Origin of the sequence: Halarchaeum acidiphilum MH1-52-1, assembly GCF_000474235.1 — an archaeon.
GTDB lineage: Archaea > Halobacteriota > Halobacteria > Halobacteriales > Halobacteriaceae > Halarchaeum > Halarchaeum acidiphilum.
This window is the reverse complement of the sequence record NZ_BATA01000010.1, coordinates 25265-49968: the sequence shown is the minus strand read 5'-3', so window position 1 is coordinate 49968 and position 24704 is coordinate 25265. Positions and strand designations below refer to the sequence as shown.

At 70.6% G+C, this 24704-nt stretch carries 21 protein-coding genes and 2 pseudogenes; 17 read left to right on the top strand and 6 right to left on the bottom strand.

Translation table 11 applies throughout. From position 1 onward, the window contains the following. The first annotated feature begins 114 nt into the window (after window positions 1-114). Genes AOZ13_RS03225 through AOZ13_RS03205 form a run of 5 tightly spaced genes read left to right on the top strand, consistent with a single transcriptional unit; the run spans window position 115 to window position 3622 of the window. Complete coding sequence (locus AOZ13_RS03225; protein ID WP_021779801.1) at window positions 115-942, top strand: cytochrome c oxidase subunit 3; 828 nt, start codon at window positions 115-117, stop codon at window positions 940-942. Beyond that, the gene (gene cyoE, locus AOZ13_RS03220) at window positions 939-2384 is read left to right on the top strand and encodes a heme o synthase (protein ID WP_049933774.1); all 1446 of its coding nucleotides are present in this window, start codon (window positions 939-941) and stop codon (window positions 2382-2384) included. The genes AOZ13_RS03225 and cyoE overlap by 4 nt, the downstream gene beginning before the upstream one ends. A 1-nt stretch (window position 2385) precedes the next feature. Further along, window positions 2386-3090 carry a DUF7546 family protein gene (locus AOZ13_RS03215; protein WP_021779799.1) on the top strand — a complete coding sequence of 235 codons (705 nt, stop codon included), beginning with the start codon at window positions 2386-2388 and terminating at the stop codon, window positions 3088-3090. Beyond that, entirely contained in the window at window positions 3087-3368 is a 282-nt protein-coding gene (locus tag AOZ13_RS03210; RefSeq protein ID WP_020222239.1) for a hypothetical protein, read from the top strand. Before AOZ13_RS03215 ends, AOZ13_RS03210 begins: the two co-directional genes overlap by 4 nt. Then, complete coding sequence (locus AOZ13_RS03205) at window positions 3365-3622, top strand: hypothetical protein (RefSeq protein WP_020222240.1); 258 nt, start codon at window positions 3365-3367, stop codon at window positions 3620-3622. The genes AOZ13_RS03210 and AOZ13_RS03205 overlap by 4 nt, the downstream gene beginning before the upstream one ends. Here the strand turns inward: AOZ13_RS03205 and AOZ13_RS03200 are convergent. Then, the gene (locus tag AOZ13_RS03200) at window positions 3616-4764 is read right to left on the bottom strand and encodes a methionine synthase II (Cobalamin-independent) (RefSeq protein ID WP_021779798.1); all 1149 of its coding nucleotides are present in this window, start codon (window positions 4762-4764) and stop codon (window positions 3616-3618) included. The genes AOZ13_RS03205 and AOZ13_RS03200 overlap by 7 nt on opposite strands. 111 nt (window positions 4765-4875) lie before the next feature. Here AOZ13_RS03200 and AOZ13_RS03195 point away from each other — a divergent pair, with 111 nt between their 5' ends. The 6 genes from AOZ13_RS03195 to AOZ13_RS03170 all read left to right on the top strand — a co-directional run bounded on the left by AOZ13_RS03195 (window position 4876) and on the right by AOZ13_RS03170 (window position 10111). Next, window positions 4876-5646, top strand: coding sequence for a GAF domain-containing protein (locus AOZ13_RS03195; protein ID WP_020222242.1), 771 nt, complete (start codon window positions 4876-4878; stop codon window positions 5644-5646). A gap of 276 nt (window positions 5647-5922) precedes the next feature. Then, window positions 5923-6315, top strand: a complete 393-nt coding sequence (locus AOZ13_RS03190) for an ArsR/SmtB family transcription factor (RefSeq protein WP_020222243.1) — start codon at window positions 5923-5925, stop codon at window positions 6313-6315. Window positions 6316-6478: 163 nt separating this feature from the next. After that, window positions 6479-7534 carry an ACR3 family arsenite efflux transporter gene (arsB, locus tag AOZ13_RS03185; RefSeq protein WP_020222312.1) on the top strand — a complete coding sequence of 352 codons (1056 nt, stop codon included), beginning with the start codon at window positions 6479-6481 and terminating at the stop codon, window positions 7532-7534. 246 nt (window positions 7535-7780) lie between these two features. Further along, window positions 7781-8203 (top strand): arsenate-mycothiol transferase ArsC, encoded by a 423-nt coding sequence (locus AOZ13_RS03180; RefSeq protein ID WP_020222313.1) that lies wholly within the window; start codon window positions 7781-7783, stop codon window positions 8201-8203. A 113-nt stretch (window positions 8204-8316) separates the two neighbouring features. Continuing rightward, complete coding sequence (locus AOZ13_RS03175; RefSeq protein ID WP_020222314.1) at window positions 8317-9225, top strand: serine/threonine-protein kinase RIO2; 909 nt, start codon at window positions 8317-8319, stop codon at window positions 9223-9225. Window positions 9226-9520: 295 nt separating this feature from the next. Next, a complete protein-coding gene (locus tag AOZ13_RS03170; protein WP_020222315.1) occupies window positions 9521-10111 on the top strand; it encodes a 50S ribosomal protein L15e in 591 nt (196 codons plus the stop codon). Between the two features lie 106 nt (window positions 10112-10217). On the opposite strand, the gene AOZ13_RS14155 is transcribed toward AOZ13_RS03170, so the two are convergent. The 4 genes from AOZ13_RS14155 to AOZ13_RS03150 form a co-directional block, all read right to left on the bottom strand. After that, the gene (locus AOZ13_RS14155) at window positions 10218-11945 is read right to left on the bottom strand and encodes a DNA mismatch repair protein (protein WP_021779796.1); all 1728 of its coding nucleotides are present in this window, start codon (window positions 11943-11945) and stop codon (window positions 10218-10220) included. A gap of 37 nt (window positions 11946-11982) precedes the next feature. After that, entirely contained in the window at window positions 11983-12435 is a 453-nt protein-coding gene (locus AOZ13_RS03160; RefSeq protein WP_021779795.1) for a GtrA family protein, read from the bottom strand. 147 nt (window positions 12436-12582) lie between these two features. Beyond that, window positions 12583-14733 carry a catalase/peroxidase HPI gene (gene katG, locus AOZ13_RS03155; RefSeq protein WP_021779794.1) on the bottom strand — a complete coding sequence of 717 codons (2151 nt, stop codon included), beginning with the start codon at window positions 14731-14733 and terminating at the stop codon, window positions 12583-12585. Window positions 14734-14965: 232 nt separating this feature from the next. Beyond that, window positions 14966-15586, bottom strand: coding sequence for a DsbA family oxidoreductase (locus AOZ13_RS03150; protein ID WP_020222020.1), 621 nt, complete (start codon window positions 15584-15586; stop codon window positions 14966-14968). Between the two features lie 176 nt (window positions 15587-15762). On the opposite strand from AOZ13_RS03150, the pseudogene mutS reads away from it, so the two are divergent. Then, window positions 15763-18391: pseudogene (mutS, locus tag AOZ13_RS03145) on the top strand (DNA mismatch repair protein MutS). A 133-nt stretch (window positions 18392-18524) separates the two neighbouring features. On the opposite strand, the gene nucS reads toward mutS, so the two are convergent. Further along, on the bottom strand, window positions 18525-19256 hold the full coding sequence (gene nucS / locus AOZ13_RS03140; RefSeq protein ID WP_021779790.1) for an endonuclease NucS: 732 nt from the start codon (window positions 19254-19256) through the stop codon (window positions 18525-18527). Between the two features lie 263 nt (window positions 19257-19519). Here nucS and nasA point away from each other — a divergent pair. From nasA to AOZ13_RS03120, 5 genes and pseudogenes are all read left to right on the top strand, one after another. Beyond that, window positions 19520-21578 (top strand): annotated as a pseudogene (gene nasA, locus AOZ13_RS03135) (assimilatory nitrate reductase NasA). Continuing rightward, a complete protein-coding gene (gene mobA / locus AOZ13_RS03130) occupies window positions 21578-22195 on the top strand; it encodes a molybdenum cofactor guanylyltransferase (protein ID WP_021779787.1) in 618 nt (205 codons plus the stop codon). The pseudogene nasA and the gene mobA overlap by 1 nt, the downstream one beginning before the upstream one ends. A 51-nt stretch (window positions 22196-22246) precedes the next feature. Continuing rightward, window positions 22247-22366 (top strand): hypothetical protein, encoded by a 120-nt coding sequence (locus tag AOZ13_RS15610; RefSeq protein WP_020222414.1) that lies wholly within the window; start codon window positions 22247-22249, stop codon window positions 22364-22366. Then, on the top strand, window positions 22363-23253 hold the full coding sequence (locus tag AOZ13_RS03125; protein ID WP_021779786.1) for an acetylglutamate/acetylaminoadipate kinase: 891 nt from the start codon (window positions 22363-22365) through the stop codon (window positions 23251-23253). The genes AOZ13_RS15610 and AOZ13_RS03125 overlap by 4 nt, the downstream gene beginning before the upstream one ends. Before the next feature lie 135 nt (window positions 23254-23388). Further along, entirely contained in the window at window positions 23389-24429 is a 1041-nt protein-coding gene (locus AOZ13_RS03120; protein WP_020222412.1) for an AIR synthase family protein, read from the top strand. The last annotated feature ends 275 nt before the right edge of the window (window positions 24430-24704 follow it).

The following is a 24704-nucleotide window of genomic DNA, read 5'->3' as shown; positions in this document are numbered from 1 at the left end:
AAGCGAGGGGCGACGGAGAAGTGAGCGCGAGCGATCAGAGTGAGCGAGACGTGAGCAGCGTCGCGCCGAGCGCGACGCCGTCGCCGGCCGCGAACGACACGGAGGTGCACGCCGATGTCTGAACCCGATACCGACACGACGGTCGAGGCGCTGAACGCCGAGGAGACGACCCGTGGCGCGGGCAAGGAGGGGTTCCCGCACGGAAGCCCCGCGCCGTTCGTTCTCGGCGCCGGCATCTTCGGGATCTGCTTCGGGTTCATCTACCCGATCGAGTGGATCGTCGGCGTCCCGGTCTTCGTCGCCGGTCTCTACCTCTGGCTCCGCGAGTACAGCGTCGGGGAGTACGAGGGGGGCGTGATCCCCGAGCAGAAACGCCAGCTCCTCGGCGTCCCGAGCAGCTACCTCGCCGGCCTGCTCGCCATCGTCTCCGAGGCGCTCCTCTTCGGCGGGGCGTTCATCGCGTGGTTCTTCCTCGCGGCGCAGCGCGGGCCGTTCCCGACCGCCGGCAGTCCCGCGCTCCACCCGCTGTTCGGCGGGCTGGAGGCGCTCGCGCTCGTCGTCGGGAGCGCCGTCCTCTACTGGACGCGTACGGGCGTCGGGGCGGGCGACCGCGGGCGGCTCTCGACCGGTCTCCCGGTCGCGTTCCTCGCGGGGATCGCGTACCTCGCCCTGACGGCCGTCGACTGGTCGTCCCTGCTCGCGGCGGGACTGACGCCGACCGCGGGCGCGTACGGCGCCGGCTACTACTTCGTCGCCGGCCTGCACGCCGTCCACGTCCTCGTCGGTCTCACGCTCGTCTCCCTCGTCGCCTATCGCTACCGGGCGCGCGGGCACTTCGACCGGCATCGCTTCACGATGGTGCGCGTCGCGGAGGCCTACTGGCACTTCCTCGCGGGCATCTCCGTCGTGATACTGCTGCTGATCTACGTTCCGACGTCATGAGCGAACGAAACGGGGTGGCGACGACGCTCGCGGCGGCGACGCTCGTCGGACTGTACGGCGTCGTCGTCGCCGGGACCGCCGACGCGGTCGCGAACGCCGAGGCGACGTGCACGACGTGGCCGACCTGCACGGGTCGCCTCCTGCCGTCCCTCCATCGGGGGTGGCGGTCGCTCCTCGCGTGGAGCCACCGCGCGGCCGTCCTCCTCGTCGCCGTCCTCCTCGTCGCGACGACCGTCGCCGCGCTCCGCGAACGCCGGTCGTTCCGTGCGGTCGCCGCGCTCGCCGTCGCCGCCGTCCTCTACCCCGGCGAGGTGGTCGTCGGGCGCGTCGTCTTCCGGACCGGGAGCGACGCGACGCTCCACTTCGCCCTCGCGGCCGTCATCGTCTTCGACGTGCTCGCCGCGCTCGTCTGGCTCCTCGACGCCGAACGGGCGGCCGAGACGCCGAGTCCCGCGAGCGCGCTCGGGGGCGCACCCGCGGTCGGTGGGACGCAACCGGATGCCACATCGACGCCGACGGATGCCACACCGACGCCGACGGACGCCACACCGACGCCGACGGACGTCACACCGGCGCCGTCGTCGTTCCCGCGGCTCCGCGCGTACGGCTCGCTGATGAAGCTGAAGCTCTCGTGGCTGCTCTGCCTCGTCGCCCTCGCCGCGATGGTGCTCGCGAGGGGCGCGAGCCTCGATCCCGTGACGGCCGCCGGAACGCTCCTCGGCGGCGTGCTCGCGGTCGGCGCGAGCGGGACGTTCAATCACGTCCTCGAACGCGGCCGGGACGCCGAGATGGCGCGCACCGCGGACCGCCCGCTCGCCACGCGGTCCGTCCCGGTTCGGAACGCCGTCGCGTTCGGCGTCGCGCTGCTCGTCCTCTCGGTCGCGACGTTCGTCGCGTTCGGGAACGCGCTCGCCGCCGCGCTCGGCGTCGGCGCGATCGCGTTCTACACCGTCGGCTACACGGTCGTGCTGAAGCCGAACACGACGTGGAACACGTTCGTCGGCGGCGCCGTCGGCGCCTTCCCCGCGCTCATCGGCTGGGCGGCCGTCACCGGCGACGTGGGGACGCCGGCGCTCGCGCTCGGCGCGGTCGTCCTCTGCTGGACGCCCGCGCACTTCCACAACCTCGCGCTCGCCTACCGCGAGGACTACGCGAACGCCGGGTATCCGATGCTCTCCGTCGTCCGCGGGCCCGCCGTGACGCGCCGGCGCGTCGTCTGGTTCCTCGGGCTGACGCTCCTCGCGACCGTCGCGTTCGCGGCGCTCACCCACCCCGGGGTCGGGTTCGCGCTCGCGACCACCGCCGCGACGGGCGTCTTCGCCGTCACCGTCCTCCGCCTGCACCGCGAGCGGACGGACGCCGCCGCGATGCGGTCGTTCCACGCCTCGAACGTCTTCCTCGCGACCGTGCTCTGCGCGGTCGTCCTCGGCGGGGTGGTCTGACGTGGCGACGTCCACCCCGCGCCGCCCGATGCCGGACGCGCTCGATTCGCGCGCCGCCCGCGTGCTCGGCCTGCTCGTGCTCTACGAGCTCGTCGGGAGCTACCTCTACTTCCGATATACGCCCGCGCAACCGACGCGGCTGCGCTACCTCGTCTATCCGTTCGTCTGGGTCAACGTCGGGCTGCTCGCCGCGCTCACCGTCCGGACGACGGCGGGGTCGCGGCGCCATCGGGCGCTCGCGCTCGCCGTCGCCGTCCCCTACACGCTCGCGGTGCTCTACGTCCCCGGCGTCCTGCAAGTGACGCTCCCGGGGATTCGGACGCTCCCCCCGAGCGCGCCGCACTGGGACCTCGTCTGGGCGGCGCCCGGCTGGGGTCCGCTGCTCACGTACGAGTCGTCGCTCGTCGTCGCCAACCTCGTCCCGTACAAGGTCGTCGGCTATCTCGCGCTCGGCTCCCTCGTCTACGCGAACGTCCTCCGCGTCTCGCGGGCGTCGCTCGGCGGCCTGCTCGGCCTCGTGACGTGCGTGAGCTGCGCGGCACCGCTGTTCGCGTCCGGCGTCGCGCTCCTCGGCGGTGGCGCGGGACTCGTCGCCGTCGCGACGCGCTACTCCGTCGATCTCGGGACGCTCGCGTTCCTCGTGAGCGTCGTCTTCCTCTACCGCGGCGCGAACGGCGCGTGGCCGCTCGCGGGAGGTGCGGAATGACCGTCATCGAGCGACGCCTCGAACCCATGTCGGAGCCTCGACGGCTCGTCTACGGCGCGCTCGTGCTCGTCGCGAGCATCGTCGTCAACCGCGCGGTCGGTCTCCACCTCGTGCTCTCGACGCTGCGCTTCGGCTCGGCGACGAGCGACGTGCTCGTCCTCGTCTTCGGACTGAGCTTCGTCACCGCCGTCGGCGGGCCGATGTGGTTCTGGATCGTCAGGCCGCTGTACAGCGCCTCGAACGTCGTCGTGAAACGGGAGAGCGGAGGATCGGGATGAGAGGGCGCGCGCTCACCGACGAGACGGGGCACGGCGCGCTCGTCGTGGTCGCGCTCGTCGCGCTCGGCGTCGTCGTCGCGGTCACGGGCGCGCTGGCCGAGGAGTCGCTACGCATCGTCGCGCTCTCGGCGTGCTACGTCGGCGGCGTCGGCGCCTTCTGGATCGGCTACTGGGCGCTTCGGCGGCGGGCGGCCGGCCGTCGCGAACGACTGCTCGAACGGGGCGACGGCCGAAGCGAGCGACCCGATCAGTAGAGGCGCTCGGTCGCGATCTCGGCGCCCTCGGCGAGGGCTTCGAGCTTCGCCCACGCGATCTCGGGGGAGACCATTCCGAGACCGGCCTGCGTGCCGAAGCCGCAGTCGGGCGCGGCGACGAGCGGCGTGTCGTCGTCGACGGCGTTCGCGACGCGCTCCAGTCGGTCCGCGATCGTCTTCGGGTGGTCGATGATGTTCGTCTTCACGTCGACGACGCCGGGGATGAGCGTCCAACCGTCCGGGACCGGCTCCTCGGCGAACGCGCGGTACTCGTGCTGGTGGCGCGGGTTCGCCTGCTCGACGCTGAGACCGGTGATGTCGGCCTCGTAGATGACGGGGAGCATGTCGACGAGATCGATGTCGAGGTGGCCGGGACCCTCGTAGCTCCCCCAGCAGGTGTGGAGGCGGACCTGCTCTTCGGGGACGTTCTCGAGGGCGCCGTTGAGCGCCTCGACGTGGCGCCGCGTCGCCTGCTTGATGTCGGAGAGCGGCGCGTCCTCGAACGCCTCCGTCTGGCCGGCGGTGAGGAGTTCGGGCGCGTCGATCTGGAGGGTGAAACCGGCGTCGGCGATGAGTTCGTACTCCTCCTGCATCGCGTCGGCGGCGTCAGCGAGGTAGTCGTCGTACTCGTCGTAGTAGTCGTTGACGTGCGTGGACGTGACGATGCTCGGCGACGCGGAGGTCATGAACGTGTCCTCGAAGGCGACGTCGAGGTCGTCGATCGCGGACTGGAACTCACCGATCTCCGCCTCGGCCTCCTCGTGGCCGGTGTACTCGAGCGGGCCGGTGACGACCGGGTGTTCGGTGAGGTCGATGACGTCCGTCCGGAACGTCTCGTCGGCGTACTCCGGGTAGTCCTGCAGGTCGGACCAGAGTTCCGTCTCACGCGTCCCGTCGATACCGCTGAGACGGTTCTTGACGTACCAGTTGAACGAGACGCGGGACTGTTCGCCGTTGTTGGCGACGTCGATCCCGACGTCCGCCTGCCGTTCGACGACGGTCCGCGTCGCCTCGCTCGTCGCGCGCTCCCACTCCTCCTGATCGACGTCCTCGCCCTCTTGCTTCTGCGTCAGGAGATCGAGGAGTTCGGGCGGTCGCGGGAGGCTGCCGATGTGCGTCGTGCCGATCTCGTCGTCCGTCATGATGTACACGGAGAATAATACCCAGACATAATATAACCAGCGGTATTCAGACGGGGGAGAGAAGATCGATAGCCGACAGGTTCTCAAGGGACACGAACGCTGTGATCAGTAGTGAGCGATGAGGGGGCACTCTCGGTCGTCCACGTGACGGCCGACACGGACGATCAGTCCGGTCTCACGTTGGGGGACGTGGACGGACTCGACGTGACGCGGACGCCGATCGACGAGATCGACGGCGCGCTCGACGGCGTCGACGCCGTGTTCGCCGACGCGGCCGTCGCCCGGAGCGAAGCGCTCGCCGCGCTGGTCCGGGAGACGGGGACCGCCTGCGTGGTCGCCGACGACGAGACCGACCGCGACGCCGCGGTGGAGACGCTCCGGACCGCCGTCGAGTCCGAGTGGGTCGGCTATCCCGTACCCGCGAACGAGCCCGCGCGCCTCGACGCGCTCGCGGCGCACGACTTCGGCGATTCGACGCTCCGCGCGCACCTCGAAGGGATGACGGCGACGGCCCGCGAGTGCGTCGACGCCGAGGTGGGATTCATCGGACTCATCGGGGAGCGAACCGAGACCGTCGTCACCGCGCAGGGAGTCGAGATGGACGAGCGCGCGCGCGATCGCACCGTCTGTGCGCACGGGATCACCGGAACCGGAACGCTGGTCGTCGCCGACCTCGCGGCGGACGCGCGCGGCGCGAGCGTCGGGCCGGGAATCGAGTTCTACGCCGGCGCGCCGGTGACCGCGGCGAACGGCGAACGCATCGGGATGCTCTGCGTCGCCGACGGGGACGGCGGGGGCTTCGACGCCGCCGACGAGCGCGCGCTCGAACGGCTGGCCGAACACACCTCGGACTACATCGATCGCTACGGACGAACGGAGTGAGCGGCCGTCCCCCGTCTCGCATCGACGCGCGAGACCGATCGCGTCCTGCGACTCGCGGCCGACGGTCGTTTCGAACCGCTTCGCGCGCGTTTCGAACAGCCGCGCACACCCGTCCTCGTGAGGCCGCGATCGACGACCCCGGAGACGTTCACCGCGACTGCGCGGCCGATTGCACGGGTATCGAGCGGTGAGAACCGTTCTCCGTGGCAGGGCCACCCTATCTGAACACCAATTCATACCGGAACCACTATCTGATACGCAGTTCAAGTAGTGTCGATGGCAACGACGACCGACCGAATCCGCCGGCTCCTCGCGGACCGGCTGGAGGACTGCTGCGACGCCGACGTCGAGCGGCGACTCGGCGAACTCGGCACCCTCGCCGACGACGCCTTCGGTGACGACGACGCGCGACCGATCTTCGCCGTCCTCGGCAACGAGACGCGCTATCGGCTCGCGCGTGCGCTCACCGTCAGCGGCGACGAACTCTGCGTCTGCGAGCTCGAATCGTTCGTCGACGTCAGCGAGAGCGCGGTCAGCCACGCGCTCGCCGACCTCGTCGACGCCGGTCTCGCCGCCCGTCGCAAGGACGGGAACTGGCGCTACTACACCGCGACGCCGCTCGCGAACGACCTCCTCTCGACGGCAGACGAGGGGGTGGGCGCGGAGTGAATCGCGCCAGAGTCACTCCGGCTGACTCACACTCGACCGGGTGGTCTCGCGTGAATCGCGCCAGAGTCACTCCGGCTAACTCACACTCGACCGGGTGGTCTCGCGTGAATCGCGCCAGATCCGCCCGCTGGCTGACTCACACTCGCCACCGGAGGTGGCTCGCGTGAGCGACGACCTCGGCGTCCTCGATCGCTACCTCACCGTCTGGATCGGGCTGGCGATGGTGCTCGGCGTCGCGCTCGGGCAGTTCGTCCCCGGCGTCGCGGACGCCCTCAACGCCGTCACGTGGCACGGCACCAGCCTCCCCATCGCTATCGGCCTGTTCGTGATGATCTTCCCGATCATGGCCGAGATCGACTACGGGCGCATCCCGCGCGTCACCCGCACCGCCCGAAAGGAGATCGGGCTGACGCTCGCGTTCAACTGGCTCGTCGCCCCCTTCCTCATGTACGGACTCGCCACGTTCTTCCTCGGCGGCTCCCCCGACCTCGTCACCGGCCTCATCATCGTCGGCATCGCACCCTGCATCGCGATGGTGCTCGTCTGGAACGAACTCGCGGCCGGCAATCAGGAGATGTGCGCCGTCTGCGTCGGCGTCAACTCCCTGTTACAGATCGTCCTCTTCGTCCCCTACGCCTTCCTCTTCCTCACCGTCCTCCGCGGGACGAGCGTGGACGTCTCGATGGGGCTGATCGCCCAGATGGTGCTCGTCTTCCTCGGTCTCCCCCTCGCGCTCGGCTATCTCACCCAACGGGTCGCCTTCCGCACCGTCGGCCGCGAGACCTACTACGGCCGAGTCATCCCGCGAATCGGACCGCTCGGCCTCCTCGGCCTGCTCTTCACCGTCGTCGTGATGTTCGCGCTGAAGGGCGACTACATCGTCTCCAACCCCGAACAGATCGTCCGCATCGCGATCCCGCTCCTCGTCTTCTTCGTCGCGCTCTGGGGGATCGCCTACGGCGTCAGCGCCCTGATCGGCTTCGACTACACCGAGAGCGTCAGCCTCGCGTTCACCGCCGCCTCCAACAACTTCGAACTCGCCATCGCCGTCGCCGTCGCCGTCTTCGGCATCGGCAGCAACGTCGCGCTCGCGACCGTCGTCGGTCCCCTCATCGAAGTGCCGGTGATGCTCGCGCTCGTCCGCGTCGCCCTCGCGACGAAGGGCCGACTCTTCGACACCGACGGCGATCGAACCGCCTTCACACCGACCGACGACTGACAGCCGTGACGAATGTGACAGAGACTGAGACACTCACCGCGGAATCGACCGAGACCACCCTCGCGCTCGTCTGCGTGCAGAACTGGGCGTCCCGGTCGCCTCGTACCGCTCGACGCTGCGGGCCGCTGGCTCTGCACGCACGCTCGGGGGTCGTCCGATGACGACCACCCTCGCGCTCGTCTGCGTGCAGAACAGCGTGAGACCGGCGGCCTCACTGGCTCTGCACGCGCGCTCGGGGGTCGTCCGATGACGACCACCCTCGCGCTCGTCTGCGTGCAGAACGCGGGCCGCTCCCAAATCGCGTACGCCTTCGCCGAACGCGAGCGGGCCGCGCGCGGCCTCGCGGACGAAATCGAACTCGTCACGGGCGGCACCGACCCGGCCGATCACGTCCACGAGGAGGTCGTCGCGGCGATGCGGGAGGTCGGCATCGACATCGCCGACCGCACGCCCCGCGAGGTGACGTTCGCGGAGATCCGGAGCGCGGACTACGTCATCACGATGGGGTGCTCCGCCGAGGACGTCTGTCCCGCCGGCTGGGCGGGCGAGAATCGCGACTGGGACTTGGAGGACCCCGACGGACAGACCCCCGAGGCCGTCGCGCGCATCCGCGACGAAATCGAGGCGCGCGTCGCGGACCTCTTCGACGAACTGGAAGCCCCCCGGTGACGGGACGAGACCCGTTTCGTCTCCCCTGCCGGTCGCTCGTCTCGTGCGTCGCCCGTCTCGTTCGTCACCCGTCTCGCGGGGCTTTTATCGCGTGCGACCCAACGTTCCCGTAGATGGTACGGAACGTCGCCGAGGACGTCGCGGCCCTCGAACAGGAGGACTTCAACCTCCTCTCGGGGGTCGAACACGGGATGCGCTTCTCGGAGTGGGTGGCGCGCGAGAAGCTCCCGGATTTCGCCCGACTCACCGCGGAGGAGGTGGACTACCGCCTCGATCGGGTGGAAGACCGGGGACTGGTCGAGCGTCAGACCATCCAGTACGAGGGATTCCGGCTCACCTTCGAGGGCTACGACGTCCTCGCGCTGAAGGCGTTCGCGGAGCGCGAGACCGTCAGCGGCTTCGGCGCGCCGCTCGGCGTCGGCAAGGAGAGCGACGTCTTCGAGGTGGAGTCGTACAAGCCGATGGCGCTCAAGTTCCACCGCGAGGGGTACACGAACTTCCGCGAGGTGCAAAAGGAGCGCGACTACACGAGCGACAACGACCACGTCTCGTGGTTCTACACGGCCCGCAAGGCCGCCGAACGCGAGCACGAGGCGCTCCACGCGCTCTACCCGGACGTGAACGTCCCGCGCCCGATCGATCAGAACCGTCACGCGATCGTGATGGAGAAGGTCGACGGCGTCGAACTCAACCGCGCGAAACTCGAAGCGGGCCAAGTCGTCGGCGTCCTCGATCTGATCCTGCGGGAGATCGCGACGGCCTACCGCGAGGGGTACGTCCACGCCGACATCAGCGAGTACAACGTCTTCGTCCGCGAGGACGGAATCGTCCTCTTCGACTGGCCCCAGTCCGTCCCCACCGACCACGAGAACGCCCGCGAGTTCCTCGGGCGCGACGTCCGCAACATCGTCTCCTACTTCCGGCGGAAATACCCGAACCCGACGCCCGACACCGACGACGACGCCATCGCGGACGCCGTCGCGGACGACGCGTTCACGAGCGTCCGCGACTACCCGGCGTAGCGCGCCCGCGGAGAACGCGTCCGCGCTCGACCGACTCCGGGATCTGTTCACGTCGCTCCACTGACGTCCGAGTCCCGATCCCCGCTGCACGCTCCCCGCTCCTCCCCCGCACCCGTCGTCGCGAGCGGCGGGACCGTGGCCGCGCGCGTTCCGAAGCCGTTAAAGCCGCCACGACGGTAGATGGGATAACTCGTCGGTGCGGGCCCGACGGGCACCCGCCGCGACGATCCCGTCGTGACGGGACGACATGTGGTGCGCGTCGCGCACTGAATCGCAAGCGCCCGCGGAACACACTATGGCACGAAGCTTCTACTCCCACATCAAGGACGCGTGGAAGCAGCCCGGCGAGGGCAAACTCGCCGAGCTGCAGTGGCAACGAAAGCAGGAGTGGCGCGATCAGGGCGCCATCGAGCGCGTCGAGCGCCCGACGCGCCTCGACAAGGCGCGCGAACTCGGCTACAAGGCCAAGCAGGGCGTCGTCGTCGCGCGCGTCTCCGTCCGCAAGGGTACCGCGCGCCAGCAGCGCCACAAGGCCGGTCGCCGCACGAAGCGACAGGGCGTCAACCGCATCGGTCGCGCGAAGAACCTCCAGCGCATCTCCGAGGAGCGCTCCTCGCGCAAGTACCGCAACCTCCGCGTGCTCAACTCCTACTGGGTCGGTGAGGACGGCTCGCAGAAGTGGTTCGAAGTGATCCTCCTCGATCCGGAGCACCCGGCCATCGTCAACGACGACGACCTCGGGTGGATCGCGAACGAGAGTCAGACGAACCGCGCGTTCCGCGGGCTTACCTCCGCCGGCCGCAAGGGCCGCGGTCTCCGCAAGCGCGGCAAGGGCACCGAGCACACCCGCCCCTCGAAGAACGGCGGGAAGCGCCGTAAGAAGTAGATCCGGTTTCGATTCCGGTTCCGGTTCCGGTTCTGATTCCGGTTCCGGTTCTCACCGGCTTCGTCTTTTCACGCCACGTAGCGGCGGCGCCGCGAAGCGTCGCGCGTCAGTCGTCGTCCTCGGCCGGCGTCTCCCCGCCGACGTCGTCGCGGAGCGTCGCGAAGGCCGCGCGCTCGGCGCCGTCCGCGTTCGCGACGAGGCGCTCGACGATGAACTCCGGCGTGCTGCGCCCGACGACGCCGAAGCGGGGCTGGTAGTCGACTTCGAGCGCGAGTTCGTCGGAGAGCCCCTCGGCGAAGATGCCGTCGACGCGCGCGACGCCGGGGAGGGGATCGAGGTCGTCCGCGAGGTGGGTGACGTAGACGCCGAGCGCGTCGCTGTCGGCGGTGAGCGAGACCAATCCGTGGAGGAGGTCGGCGGCGCTCCCGGGTTCGGTGATTGCCTCGAACTCGTCGACGAGCATGAGCGTCCGGCCGTCGCTCGCGAGCGGCGGGACGACGGAGCGCAGCGTCGTCTCCAGCACGCCCGCGTTGAAGCTCGCGTGGCGGCGGTGGAAGACGAGGCGATCGAAGTCGCCGACGAGCGCGCGCTCGGCGGGGACGGGCAGTCCCAGCGAGGCGAGCGTCGCCACTTCGGCGAGCGTTTCGAGGAGCGTCGTCTTCCCGCCGGAGTTCGCGCCCGTGAGCACGCTCACGCGGTCGCCCGCGGGCGGCCCCGCGAACTCGTGGTCGCCGAGGGCGTACGTCACGGACTGGACGGCGACGCCGTCGGCGAGGAGTCCGAGATTGCGCGCGCCGACGACGGCGAGCGCCGCGTCGTCCGTGTATTCGGGCCGCGTCAGGTCGGACGCGATGGCGAAGCGCGCGAGCGAGCAGGCGAAGGCGGCGTCCGGGACGGCGTCCGCGGCCCGCTCGACGTCGTCTTCGGCCGCCTCGACGGCCGCGTCGAGATCGGCGCGGACGGTGGCCTCGCGCTCGGCGGCGGCCTCGCGGCGCGCGTCGGCGAGCGAGCGAAGCGTCGTGCTCACGAAGTCGGCGGCATCGGTCGCCTCCGTCGCGGCGTGCTCCCGGACGGCGGCCGCCTCGACGCCCGTCGCTTCCGTGACGTGCTCGACGACGGCCTCGCGGAAGGCGTCCGGGCCGCGGAGGTCGCCCGCTCGAACGTCGTCGAGGACGGCGACGGCGTCCGTCGCGAGGCGCTCGACGGCCACCGCCTGCTCGCGGAGCGCGTCGAGGCGGTCGTCGTACCCCTCGGCGACCCCGTCGTCACCCTCTCGGTAGCGGAGGGCGGCCGCGGCGTCTCGAAGCGCGTCGGCATCGAGATCGGCGAACGCGGCGAACGTCCCGGTGTCGAGACCGGTCTCGATGAGCGCGAGCGCGGTCTCGACGGCGGCCAGATCGCCGGCCTCGCGGCTCTCGTGCTCCTCGAAGGCGGCGACGGCCGCGTCGCGTTCGGCGTCGCTCAACTCGGTCCACGTGGTGACGGCGGCCTCGACCTCGTCGAGTCGACGCTCGGCGGCCGCGTGCGTGTCGAGCGGTGCGAGGACGCGAATGCGGTCGCGTGCGCGTTCGGTGAGGGCGTGCGACGTGGCGACGTCGAGGACGCGGTCGTAGACGTCGCGCGCGTCGTCGGTCGCGAAGACGTCGGCGTCGCCGGCGTCGCTCGCGCGTCGGAGGACGCGGGTGGCGCGCCCCGCGGGAACGCCCGCGTCCACGAGCGCGGTGACGTCCGCGGACTCGATGGCGCGGATCGCGTCCGCTTCGCCGAGCGCGTCCGTCAGGAGCGCGGCGGTCTTCGGGCCGACGCCCCAGTAGTCCTGTAGGTCGCTCTCCATACGCGTCCCGTGGCTCGCGGGGCGAAAAACCGTTGCCCTACGTCGCCATCGCGTAACACTCGCTCCCGAGGAAGTTGCAGACGCCGCCGCCGGTCACGGCCGAGAGCGACGCGAGCCAGTAGGGGAACGCCAGCCACCGGAGGCCGGCGATGAGGACGACGGTGTAGACGACGTACCCGAGCGTGCAGACGCCGAGATAGCGGACGAAACGCTGCACGAGACGGTCGGTCGCGTCGAAGGTGTATCGGCTGTTGAGCGCGAACGTCCACGTGGCGCCGCCGAAGAACGCGACGAACGCCGCGGCGACGTACGGCGTGTCGCCGAGCAGGACGTAGAGGAGGGCGACGTTCAGGATCGCCCCCGAGAGACCGACGGCACCGAACTCGGTCGCGCGGACGGCGCGCTCGGGGCGGCAGAGTCGACCGACGCCGGCGCGTCTGGCGAGCGTTTCGAGCGCCGCCTCGACGCGGGCGAATGAGAGATCGATCACGACCGATTCGGGACGACAGTATCGGCGAGAGACGGAAAAGTGTTACCGCGGGAAGCGAGTTCGAACCGCGCCGAGGACGGCACGATCGCGGGGGAATCGGGGGGTCGGAGCGGTCGTCGGGGTCGTGTGCGACCCCGGTGTGTGGCGTCAGTCGAGGTCGAAGCGGTCGAGCGTCATGACCTTGCTCCACGCCTCGACGAAGTCCTCGACGAGCTTCTCCTCGCCGTCCGCGGCGCCGTAGACCTCAGCGACGGCGCGGAGCCGGGCGTTCGCACCGAAGATGAGATCGAGGCGGGTCGCCTTCCAGTCGACGTCGCCCGTCTCGCGGTCGCGAAGCTCGAAGACCTCCTCGTCATCGTCGACGGCCTCCCACTCGTGATCCATGCCGAGCAGGGCCTCGAAGAAGTCGTTGGTCAGCGTCTCCGGCTCGTCGGTGAGGACGCCGAGATCGGAGTCGTCGTAGTTCGCATCGAGGACGCGCATGCCGCCGACGAGCACCGTCAGCTCGGACGGGGTCAGGCTCAGCAGTTCGGCTCGATCGATCATCTGCTCCTCGGGCTTGCCGTCGTACTCGTCGGTGTCCCCGAGGTAGTTGCGGAACGCGTCCGCTTCGGGTTCGAGGACCTCGAAGGAGTCGACGTCGGTCTGCTCCTGCGTGGCGTCACGCCGGCCGGGCTCGAAGGGGACGTCGATGTCGTGGCCGGCGGCCGCGGCCGCCTGCTCGACGGCGACGTTGCCGCTGAGGACGATGAGGTCCGCGATGGAGACCTGTACTTCGTCGTGCTCGGCGTTGAACTCGGACTGGATCTCCTCGTAGGTCTCCAGCACGGAGTCGAGTTGCTCGGGCGCGTTGACCTCCCAGTTCCGCTGGGGTTCGAGGCGGACGCGAGCGCCGTTCGCGCCGCCGCGCTTGTCGCTGTGGCGGAACGTCGACGCCGAGGCCCACGCGGTCTCGACGCGCTCGGAGATGGTGAGGTCGGAGTCGATGATGGCCTCCTCGAGTTCGGCGATCTCGTCGACGCCGACGATCTCGTAGTCGGCCTCCGGGATCGGGTCCTGCCAGATCTTCGCCTCCTCGGCGACCTCGGGACCGCGGAAGCGCTCGGGCGGGCCCATGTCGCGGTGGATGAGCTTGTACCACGCCTGCGCGAACGCCTCTTGGAACTCGTTCGGATCGTCGTGGAACTCCTCGAGGATCTCGCGGAAGTCGTCGTCGTGCTTGAGGGCGATGTCCGTGGTGAACATCAGCGGGGTGACGTTCTCGTCGCGCTCGTGCGCGTCCGGAACGGTCTCCTCCAGATCCTCGCCCTTCGGCTGCCACTGCCACGCGCCGCCGGGACCCTTGTGGGGCTCCCACTCGTGCTCGAGCAGGTTGTTGAGGTAGCCCATGTCCCAGCGCGTCGGCGCGCTGGTCCACGGCCCTTCGAGTCCGCTGGTGATGGTGTCCGGACCCTTGCCCTCGCCGTAGTCGCTCTCCCAGCCGAGACCCTGCTCTTCCATTGGCGCGGCCTCGGGCTCCGGACCGAGGTGGTCGCCGTCGTCGGCACCGTGCGCCTTCCCGAAGGTGTGGCCGCCGGCGATGAGCGCGACCGTCTCCTTGTCGTTCATCGCCATGTGCGAGAAGGTGTCTCGGATGTTCGTCGCCGACGCCTCGACGTCCGGCTCGCCGTACGGGCCCTCGGGATTCACGTAGATGAGACCCATCACGGTGTTGCCGAGCGGGTGTTCGAGGTGGCCCTCGGTGTCGAAGCGGTCGGGGGACGTCGTCTCCCACTCCTCCTCGGGACCCCAGCCGACGGCCTCGTCGCCCTTGAAGTCGTCCACGCGGCCGCCCGCGAAGCCGACCGTCTCGAAGCCCATCGATTCGAGCGCGACGTTCCCGGTGAGGACGATGAGGTCGCCCCACGAGAGCGCGTCGCCGTACTTCTGCTTGACCGGCCAGAGCAGGCGGCGGGACTTGTCGATGTTGACGTTGTCCGGCCAGCTGTTGATGGGCGGGAGACGCTGTCGGCCGCCGGCCGCGCCGCCGCGGCCGTCCTTCGTCCGATAGGTGCCGGCGCTGTGCCACGCCATCCGGATGAACTGCGGGCCGTAGTGGCCGTAGTCGGCCGGCCACCAGTCCTTCGAGGTCGTCATGACCTCCTCGATGTCCGACTTCACCTCCTCGAGGTCGAGCGACTCGAACGCCTCGCCGTAGTCGAAGTCCTCGTCGTACGGACTGACGTCCCCGGCGTGCTCGTCGAGGAGTTCGACCTTCAGGTGGTCCGGCCACCACTCGTGATTGTCTCTGACCGTCATGTGCGTACGCGAATCATCACGCGTTGTGGGCATAAACATACCGATCGCTTTTCCAAACGACCGATGTTATTCCCATACTGCCGTGTCTTACTTTCCCTACCGAAAAGATTTGTTTCCGTATGATGTGTGTTTGTTCCGGCCACGCGTCGCCTCGGCGGCGACGGGATCCGTTCGCGGTCTCGCGACGGGGGGCGAAAACCCCGCGTATATCGGGTCTCAGCCCCGTCTCCCGCTACTGGCCCTCGACGAGCCGTCGGAGCTGTTCGGGCGGGACCGCACCGCGCGCCGCGTACCCCTCGTAGGCGAACGTCGGGACGCCCGTGATCCCCATCTCGTGGGCCTCGCTGAACGACGCCGTCACCTCCTCCCGGAGGGTCTCGTCGCTCACCGCGTCGCGGACCTCGTCGGCGTCGATCCCGACCTCGTCAGCGATCGCGGCGAGGACGTCGACGTCACCGATGTCGCGCTCGTCCTCCCAGAGGGCCTCGAAAAGGGCCTCGTCGAAGTCGAGCCACGTCTCGTAGTCGTACGCCGCCTTCACGTGGTAGGAGGCGACCTGCGCGTCGAGGGAGTCCACGTCGTCGCCCGCGAACGTCGTCGCCATCTCGTCCGCGCCGTACTCCTCTCGTAGGCGCTCGACGTTCTCGCGGGCCTGCTCGTAGTAGTCGTCATCGTGTCCGCTCTCGCGGACGACCTCTCCCTCCTCGTTTCGCTGATTCGAGCGGAGGTCGAAGGGGTGCCAGTCGATCTCCAGTTCCTCCTCGCGCGACGCCTGATACTCGGCGAGCGAGCGGCGCCCGAGGTAGCAGAACGGACAGACGTAGTCCGAGAAGACGGTGATGGTCTCGGCCATGAGCGAGAAAGGCGACGCGGCCGCAAGAGTACCACGGCACCGGCACGGAGACCGGGTAGTCGAGCGCGGATGGGTTGATACGGCGGCCGCGAAACGTGACCGTTTCGCGGGCCAGTCGGGCGACGTCGTCGCCCGACGCGATGGGTATTTCCGGGCCGGCGCGCTGAACTGTGGGTATGGACGCGGCTCTGGGACCACCGGCGGCGATGGCCGAGCATCGCGAGGAGCTGACGCCGATGATGGCCCAGTACCACGACCTCTGCGCGGAGTACGACGACTCGCTCGTGCTCTTTCAGGTCGGGGACTTCTACGAGCTCTTCTGCGAGGCGGCGGAGACGGCGGCGCGGATCCTCGAGATCACGCTGACGAAGCGCGAGGACTCGACGGGGAGCTACCCGATGGCGGGCATCCCCATCGACAGCGCGGCCTCCTACATCGAGGGCCTGCTGGAGGCCGGGTATCGCGTCGCGGTCGCCGATCAGGTCGAGGACCCGGACGAGGCGAGCGGCATCGTCGAGCGCTCGGTGACGCGCGTCGTGACGCCCGGGACGCTCACGGAGTCCGAACTCCTGCGCTCGGACGACAACAACTTCGTCGCGTCGCTGACCCGGGGGGACGACGGATACGGCATCGCGTTCCTCGACGTCTCGACGGGCGACTTCGTCGCCACCGGAACGGACGCCGAGGCGACGGTGCGCGACGAGATCGCGCGCTTCGATCCCGCGGAGGCCATCGTCGGGCCGGACGCGTCGGACGAACCCTTCGCGGACGACTGCATGGTCACCGAGCACGATCCCGGTGCGTTCGCGTTCGACGCGGCGCGCGAGCGCGTCGCCGACTACTTCGGCGCGCCGGACGCACACCTCGGCGGCGACGCCGAAGTGCGGGCCTGCGGGGCCTTACTCGCCTACGCGGAGTACACCCGCGGGGGCGAGGGCGACGACGACCGCCTCGACTACCTCACGCACCTGACGCGCTACGATCCCCGCGAGTACATGGTGCTCGACGGCGTGGCGCTGCGCTCGCTCGAACTCTTCGAGCGCCGGAGCGTCCACGGGAGCGAGGGCACGGCGCTGGTAGACGTCCTCGACGAGACGGCGTGCGCGCTCGGCGGCCGTCGACTGAAGGACTGGCTCCGTCGCCCGCTCGTCGACGCGACCGGATCGAGGCGCGCCACGACGCCGTCGGCGAACTCTCCGAGGATCCGCTCACTCGCGACGCCCTGCGGAGCGCTCTCGCGGACGTCTACGATCTCGAACGCCTCATCTCGAAGGTGTCGCGCCGGCGCGCGGACGCCCGCGACCTGCGCTCGCTGAAGGCGACGCTCGACGTCGTGCCGGACGTCGCGGCCGAGCTGTCCGAAGCGGAGAGCGACTTACTCTGCGATCTCCGCGGGCGCCTCGACGGTCTCGACGACGTGCGCGACTTGATCGAGAGCGCGATCCGCGAGAATCCCGAGCGCGAACTGACGGAGGGCGGCATCATCGCTGACGGCTACGACGAGACGCTCGACGACCTGCGCGACACGCGCCGCGAGGGCGAGCAGTGGATCGACGACCTCGAAGAGCAGGAGCGCGAGCGCACCGGCGTCGACTCGCTGAAGGTCGGGCGCAACTCCGTGCACGGCTACTACATCGAGGTGACGAACCCGAACCTCGATCGCGTCCCGCAGAACTACGAGCGCCGCCAGACGCTGAAGAACTCGGAGCGCTTCGTCACGCCCGAGCTGAAGGAGCGCGAGGAGGAGATCCTGAACGCGTCGGCGCGCGCGGACGACCTCGAACTCGACCTCTTCCGGGACGTCCGACGAGAAGTCGGCGAGGCCGCCGAACGCGTCCAGCGGGTCGCGGACGCGCTCGCGGCCGTGGACGCGCTCTGCTCGCTCGCGGACGTCGCGGCGCGATACGACTACTGCCGGCCCGTGGTGGGCGCCGACGGCTTCGAGATCGAGGGCGGGCGTCACCCCGTCGTCGAGCGGACCGAGGAGTCGTTCGTGCCGAACGACCTCTCGCTCACCCGGGGGACACCGCTCGCGGTCGTGACGGGACCGAACATGAGCGGGAAGAGCACGTACATGCGCCAAGCGGCGCTCGCGGCGGTGCTCGCTCAACTCGGGAGCTTCGTGCCGGCGCGCTCGGCGCGCGTGCCGCTCGTCGATCGGGTGTTCACGCGCGTCGGCGCGAGCGACGACATCGCGGGCGGGCGTTCGACGTTCATGGTCGAGATGACCGAACTCGCGGACATCCTGCGCGACGCCACGGAGGACTCGCTCGTCGTCCTCGACGAGGTCGGCCGGGGGACGAGCACCGCGGACGGCTACGCGATCGCGCAGGCCGTCACCGAGCGCCTGCACGACGGCGTGGGCGCGTACACGCTGTTCGCGACGCACCACCACGACCTGACGGCCGTCGCTGACGACCTCTCGGGCGCGCGAAACCTCCACTTCCGCGCGGCGCGCGAGGGCGACGACGTGACGTTCGTCCACGAGGTGGCCGAGGGCGCCGCGAGCGCCTCCTACGGCATCGAAGTGGCGAAGCAGGCCGGTGTGCCGCCCGGCGTCGTCGATCGGGCGCGCGACGTCGTCGCCGAGCGCGCGGCGAACGCGGACGCGAGGACGCGATCGACATCGACACGAGCGCGAGTGGAGGCGAAGACACGCCGACGGACGCGAGCGCCACCGCGGACGGCGGGAGCGCCGAAGCGGGCGCGGACGTGCTCGGCGAGTTAGCGGATCTGAACCTCGCGGAGATGACGCCGATCGAGGCGCTGACGACGCTGAATCGCCTCCAGCGAGAGATCCACTAGTCGGGGAGCAGGGCGGGAACGACGCGTTCGAGGGCGAGCCGTCGATCCGCGACGAGCGTCCGCGTGACGACGGCCGCGTGACGGCGAGCGGCCTAGACGGCGATCTGCCGGCGCTGAAGCCACGCGGCCGCGGTCATTCTCGTGGGGGTTCGAGGCTCACGAACTCGTGGCCGTCGCGGGCGAGCACGCGGCGGGTCCGCGGGGTGCACGAGGGCGCGACGAGGACGCCGCGGACGTCGGCGTCGGCGTGCAGGTCGCGTTCGAGGGCGTCGACGTATCTGGCCAACTGGCTCGCGGCGTCGGGACCGGCGCGGCCCTTCTTCAGTTCGACGGCGACCGGGCGGCCGTCGCGGTCGCGTCCGAAGACGTCGATCGGGCCGGCGGACGTGTCGCGCTCCGTCGCGAGCGCGCGAAAGCCGTCCTCGACGAGCGCGGGATCGGCGAGGACGCGCTCTTTGAGGTCGGCTTCGGTCCCCGAGACCTCGACGTCCGCGTCGCGTTTCTCGACCGGCATGGCGCTCGCGCGAGCGATGGACTCGAAGGCCACGACGAGTTCCTCGTCGGGCGACTCGCGCGTCGCGACGAGCCGAACGGCCTCGTCGTCGCGCTCGATGTCGACGCCGTCGGCGGCGAGACGGTTCTGCGGCGTCGGGCCGTCGGCGGCGTGGACGAGGAGGGTCAGGTCGGGTTTGAGCGCGACGAGGCGGTCGGCGGGTCCGGCGTGCGAGCGCGTCCGGCCGTCGTAGGCGAGATGACAGCGGCCGAGGAGCGTGCAGAACGCCCGCCGATCGCGAGCGTCGCGGACGAACGCCGCGGCCTCGGCGAGCGCGGGATCGACGAGCGCATGACGGGCGGTATCGGACACGTCACCACTTCGGCGTCCGACTCACAAAAGCGTCGCGCGCCGCGCTGGAATGCCGCACGGAGGGGGATCACAGACCACCATTCACGACATCTCGTTCTCGACCTCCATTTTCCGAACGAACGTCAACGAGTAAATTGATATACGGAAAACCCTAGGGTACTACCAATGAGAAAGAGGACGAACGTTTCGATGAGCGGCGGGAGTTCGATCGATGCGGCGCTGGCGGGTGGGCGGCCGTGACGGGCTGGGTGCCGACGACGTGTATGCGGTGTGCGGTCGGGTGCGGACACCTCCAGCGCGGCGCGGACCTCGGCCACGGCGTCGATTCGGTCCGCGGGAACGCGGAGCACCCGACGAACCGCGGGCTGGCGTGTCAGCGCGGCGTGAGCGAGACGTCCGATCCGGAGGGGACATTCCTCACGCGCCCGCTCGTCCGCCGCGACGGCGAGCTCGTGCCGACGACGTGGGACGTCGCGCTCGGGAAGGTCACGGAGCGGCTGCGGACGGCGCGCGAGCGCGATCCCGATTCGGTCGCGGTGCTCGGGAGCGGCCAGCAGACCAACGAGGCGGCGTACGCGCTTGGGAAGGCCGCGCGCGGCGCCATCGGGACCCGCTACTACGACGCGAACACGACGCTCTGCATGGCCTCGGCGGTGACCGCGTACTACGACGCGTTCGGGAGCGACGCGCCCCCGTGCAGCTACGAGGACATCCCCGAGGCCGGGAGCCACGTCGTCTGGGGGGCGAACCCGGCGGTCGCGCACCCCGTGCTCTTCCGGTGGGTGACGGACAGCGCGCGCGACGGCGAGCTGATCGTCGTCGATCCCGTGGCGACGGAGAGCGCCGAGGCCGCGGACGTCCACGTCCAGCCCGATCCGGGCGCGGATCTGACGCTCGCCCGCGCGGTGCTCGCGCACGTCGTCGAGACCGGTCGCGTGGACGAGGCGTTCGTCGAGGCGCACACGGCGGGCTTCGACGACGCGTGCGACGACCTCCCGGGCGTCGATGCGGCCTGCGAGACGGCGGGCGTCGAGCGCGCGGACGTCGAGGCGCTCGCGTCCGCGCTCGACGCGAAGACTCTCCTCTACTGGGGGATGGGGGTCAATCAGAGCACGCGCGGGACGGCGACGTCGGGCGCCTGATCGATCTCTGCCTCGCGACCGGCAATCTGGGCGCGGGGTCGGGACCGTTCTCGCTGACGGGACAGGCGAACTCGATGGGTACGCGGGTCTGCTCGTCGAAGGGGGGATGGCCGGGCATGCGCGACTTCGGCGATCCGGCCGCCCGCTCGCGCGTCGCGGAGGCGTGGGGGATCGACGTCGATCGGCTCCCGGACGATTCGGGGCCGGGTCCGGTCGGACTGATCGAGGACGTCGGCGACCCCGTCGAGGTGCTGTGGTCGGTGGCGACGAATCCGGCCGCGGGGCTGCCGGACGCCGACGGGGCCGCGGAGAAGCTGGACGGGGTCTTCCTCGTCGCGCAGGACGCCTTCCACACGGAGACCGTCGAGTACGCGGACGTCGTCCTCCCGGCGGCGACGTGGGGCGAGAGCGAGGGGACGACGACGAACATGGAGCGCGCGGTCTCGCGGGTGCGCTCGGTGACGGATCTCCCACCGGGCGTCCGCACCGACCTCGATCTCATCGCGACGGTCGCCAACGGCGTCCGTCCGGACACCTTCGAGCGCCACCCCGACCCCGAGGACGTCTTCGACGAGATGGCGGCACTGACGGCCGGGACGCCCGCGGACCTCTCGGGACTCTCCTACGACCGCCTCGACGAGCGGGGCGCGGTGCGCTGGCCGGCGCCGGACCCCGAGACGTCGATCGACTACCGCTACGCGGACGGCGACGGGTGGACGTTCGAGACCGCGGACGGGCGGGCGCACTTCTCGGCGGGCGCGCCCGACGACGACCTCCCGGAGCGACGAGCGAGGCGTACCCGCTCACGCTCACCACGGGGCGGGAGAGCGACGGCTACAACACGGGCGTGCGCTCGCGCGGCGGCGAGATGGCCGTCCCGACAGTACGGGTGAACCCCGCGGACGCGTCGGACGGGGACCGCGTGGCGGTCGAGACCCGCCGCGGGTCGGCGGCCGCGGTCGTCGCGACCGATCCGGCCGTTCCCGCGGGCGTCGCGTGGCTCTCCATCCACCACCCGGCGACGAACCGCCTCACGCTCCCGGCGGTCGACCCGCGCTCCGACGAACCGAACTACAAGCAGTGCGCCGCGCGTCTCGTCCCGCGCGCGGAGGCCGCGGAAGCGGCCGAAACCGGCCGGGCGGACGCGAGCGCGGACACCGCGGGGGAGGCCTCGGACTGATGCGGATCGGCGTGCTGGTCGCGGGCGGACGCTCGACGCGCTTCGGGCCGGCGGAGAAGGCGCTCGCGACAGTCGGCGGCCAGCCAATGCTTCGAGCGGTCGCGACGGCGCTCGCGCCGCACGTCGACGGACTCATCGTGAACTGCCGACGGGAGCAGCGAGCGTCGTTCTCGGCGGCGCTTGCCGGCGTCGTGCCGGAGGCGCGCTTCGAGACGGATCCCTCGCCGGACGCGGGACCGGTCACGGGCGCGCTGACCGCACTCCGGACGACGACGGCCGATCACGCGCTCGTCGTGGCGTGCGATCAGCCGTTCCTCGACGCGGGGGTGATCGCGTCGCTGTTCGAGGCGGCGGACGAGCGCGGCGCGGTCGCACGCGCGAACGGGCGGCTGGAGCCGTTCGGCGGCGTCTACGGCGTCGAGTCGGCGAAGGAGGCCTTCGAGACCGTCGTCTCGCGCGGCGGCGGATCGATGCACGAGGCCGTCTCCTTCCTCGCGCCCGAGATCGTCGCGATGAAGCGCGCCGGACCGTTCCTGAGCGTCGACACGCCGGACGACCTCGCGGCGGCGCGCCGGGGCGCCCCGCGACGGACGGAGGCACGCGCACGCGGCGAGTGACCGGAACAGCGGCGCGGGAGAGCTAAGTAGCCCCTGTGTGAAGCGGGGGGTATGTCGGAGTGCCCCGAATGCGGTGCGGAGCTGGATCTACACGAGTCAGTCGAGGTCGGCGAGATCGTCGACTCGCGGATCCGACCGGGTCACGCGGACCACGCGAGGTGGTCCGCGTGACGGTCGTCGTCAAGATCGGCGGCGCGAAGGCGGTCGACCCGGAGGGCGCGCTCGCGGACGTCGCGGCGCTCGCGGACGAGGGGGTCGAACGGCGTTCGACCGGAAACGCGAGCGGCGACGAGCCGCGAGCAGGCGAGGACGTCGTCGTCGTCCACGGCGGCTCGACGATGGTCGACGAGATCCTAGAGCGCCTCGGCATCGACCCGGAGTACGTGGAGACCCCGGGCGGCGTCGTCGGGCGCTTCACGGACGAGGCGACGATGGAGGCGTTCGAGATGGCGATGCCGGGCGTCGTGAACACCGATCTCGTCGCCGGCCTGCAGAATCAGGGCGTGGACGCGGTCGGTCTCTCCGGCGTCGACGGCGGACTCCTGAAGGGGCCGCGCAAGTCCGCGGTGCGCGTCGTCGAGGATGGAAAGAAGAAGATCAAGCGCGGCGATCACTCGGGGACCATCGAGGCGGTCAACGGCGACCTCTTGACCCGTCTCCTCGACGGCGGCTACACGCCCGTCGCGTCCGTGCCGATGCTCGGCGTCGAGGACGACGGCTCGTACACGCCCGTCAACAGCGACGCCGACCGATCCGCGGCGGCGGTCGCGGGCGCCCTCGACGCCGACCTCGTGCTCCTCACGGACACGAAGGGGGTGTATCGCGACCCCGAGGACTCCGAGACGCTCATCGAGCGCGTGACGACGCCCGACGAGTACGACGCCCTCCAGACGGCCGCGGAGGGGTTCATGCGGCGGAAGGTGATGGCCGCGGAGGAGGCCCTGCGCGGCGGGGCGCCCTCGGTCGTCGTCGCGGACGCGAACGCCGACGAGCCGATCCGCTCGGCGCTCCACGGCGCGGGTACGACCATCGAGCGCGACGCGCTCCCCGAGGAGTAGCGCTCCCCCGAGAGGAGGGCGCTCCCCTGAGAGGAGAGGGGCCCGACGGGGCGATCGCGGACGCGAACGGCGATAGTCGGGGACGACGCGAGCGAAAACGTAGACGCTAACCGCCCGGGCGCCGGTCCCTCCGGTATGGACTCCGGCAAGGTCGGGCGCGCGTTCTTCGACGAACACATCTACCCGCGCCTCGGCGCCGACCGGGCGGACGTCCGCCTCGGCCCGACGCACGGCGCGGACTTCGGCGTCATCGCCGTCGGCGCTCGCACGCTCGCGCTCGCGACCGATCCCGTCTTCGTCCTGCGCGAACTCGGCGCGGAGCGCGCGGCGTGGTTCGCCTTCCACATCGCCGCGAGCGACGCCGCCCTCTCGGGGATCCCGCCGAGCCACCTCAGTCTCACGCTGAACCTCCCGCCGGACACGACGAAGGAGTATTTCGGGCGCCTCTGGGAGGTCTTCGACCGCGAGGCGCGCGATCTCGGCATCGCGATCACGACGGGCCACACCGGCACCTACGCGGGCTGTGCGTGGCCGACCGTCGGCGCGGCGACGACGCTCGCGGTCGGCGACCCCGACGACCTCGTCATGCCGACGGGCGCCGAACCCGGCGATCGGCTCGTCTGCACGAAGGGACCGGCGATCGAGACGACGGGGATCTTGAGCGTGCTCTACGGGGACGCGCTCGCCCTCGATCCCGAGACCGTCGACGCGGGCAAAGCCCGTTTCGCGGAGGCGTCCCCGGTCCGGGACGCGCTGACGGCCGCAGCCGCCGGGCCGGTGACGGCGATGCACGACGCGACCGAGCGCGGCATCGATAACGCGCTGCACGAACTCGCCGCGGCGTCCGACGTGCGACTCGCGGCGGACCGCGAGCGTTTCCCGATCGGTGACGGCGTTCTGGAGGTGTGCGACGCCTTCGACGTCGATCCGTGGACGGCGTCGAGCGAGGGAACGGTCCTCCTGACGGTGCGTCCCGGCGGGGTGGACGACGTGCTGGACGCGCTCGCGGCCGAGGGCATCCGCGCCGCGGGGGTCGGGTCGGTGCGTGAGGGGGCGGGCGTGACGATGGACGGCCGCGAGTTGGCGAGACCGACGAGCGACCCGCTCTGGGACGCCTACGAGCGCGGGAAGGATCGGTACGGCGTGCAGACGGAGTGGGAGACGGCGTCGGAGTGAGCGGAGAGGGAACGGAACGGGGACGGAGGCGTCGCTGAGCGAGTGAGCGCGGAAGAAGCGGTGCGACGCGGCCCGTCACACCTCGGTCGTATCTATTGCTTGTGACGAGAACAACTTAAAAGACGGCGGGGTACTTCGGGAGGACGCCGACGGCGAGCGTCACGACGCCGGCGAGGAGCGGCGTGGCGATCCACGGCGCGTGAAGGGCGTCGAGGACGAGGGTCCCGACGGCGAGCGGGAAAAAGGTAGCAGGAGCGCGATGATGACCGAGAGAA

Coding starts and splice junctions, on each gene's coding strand:
- AOZ13_RS03150 (WP_020222020.1), bottom strand. CDS start 15,586: ATGGCCGAGACCATCACCGTCTTCTCGGACTACGTCTGTCCGTTCTGC.
- AOZ13_RS03225 (WP_021779801.1), top strand. CDS start 115: ATGTCTGAACCCGATACCGACACGACGGTCGAGGCGCTGAACGCCGAG.
- AOZ13_RS03200 (WP_021779798.1), bottom strand. CDS start 4,764: ATGACGGACGACGAGATCGGCACGACGCACATCGGCAGCCTCCCGCGA.
- AOZ13_RS03210 (WP_020222239.1), top strand. CDS start 3,087: ATGACCGTCATCGAGCGACGCCTCGAACCCATGTCGGAGCCTCGACGG.
- AOZ13_RS15610 (WP_020222414.1), top strand. CDS start 22,247: ATGTCGGAGTGCCCCGAATGCGGTGCGGAGCTGGATCTACACGAGTCA.
- AOZ13_RS14155 (WP_021779796.1), bottom strand. CDS start 11,945: ATGGAGAGCGACCTACAGGACTACTGGGGCGTCGGCCCGAAGACCGCC.
- AOZ13_RS03170 (WP_020222315.1), top strand. CDS start 9,521: ATGGCACGAAGCTTCTACTCCCACATCAAGGACGCGTGGAAGCAGCCC.
- AOZ13_RS03175 (WP_020222314.1), top strand. CDS start 8,317: ATGGTACGGAACGTCGCCGAGGACGTCGCGGCCCTCGAACAGGAGGAC.
- katG (WP_021779794.1), bottom strand. CDS start 14,733: ATGACGGTCAGAGACAATCACGAGTGGTGGCCGGACCACCTGAAGGTC.
- AOZ13_RS03180 (WP_020222313.1), top strand. CDS start 7,781: ATGACGACCACCCTCGCGCTCGTCTGCGTGCAGAACGCGGGCCGCTCC.
- AOZ13_RS03190 (WP_020222243.1), top strand. CDS start 5,923: ATGGCAACGACGACCGACCGAATCCGCCGGCTCCTCGCGGACCGGCTG.
- AOZ13_RS03120 (WP_020222412.1), top strand. CDS start 23,389: ATGGACTCCGGCAAGGTCGGGCGCGCGTTCTTCGACGAACACATCTAC.
- cyoE (WP_049933774.1), top strand. CDS start 939: ATGAGCGAACGAAACGGGGTGGCGACGACGCTCGCGGCGGCGACGCTC.
- AOZ13_RS03205 (WP_020222240.1), top strand. CDS start 3,365: ATGAGAGGGCGCGCGCTCACCGACGAGACGGGGCACGGCGCGCTCGTC.
- mobA (WP_021779787.1), top strand. CDS start 21,578: ATGCGGATCGGCGTGCTGGTCGCGGGCGGACGCTCGACGCGCTTCGGG.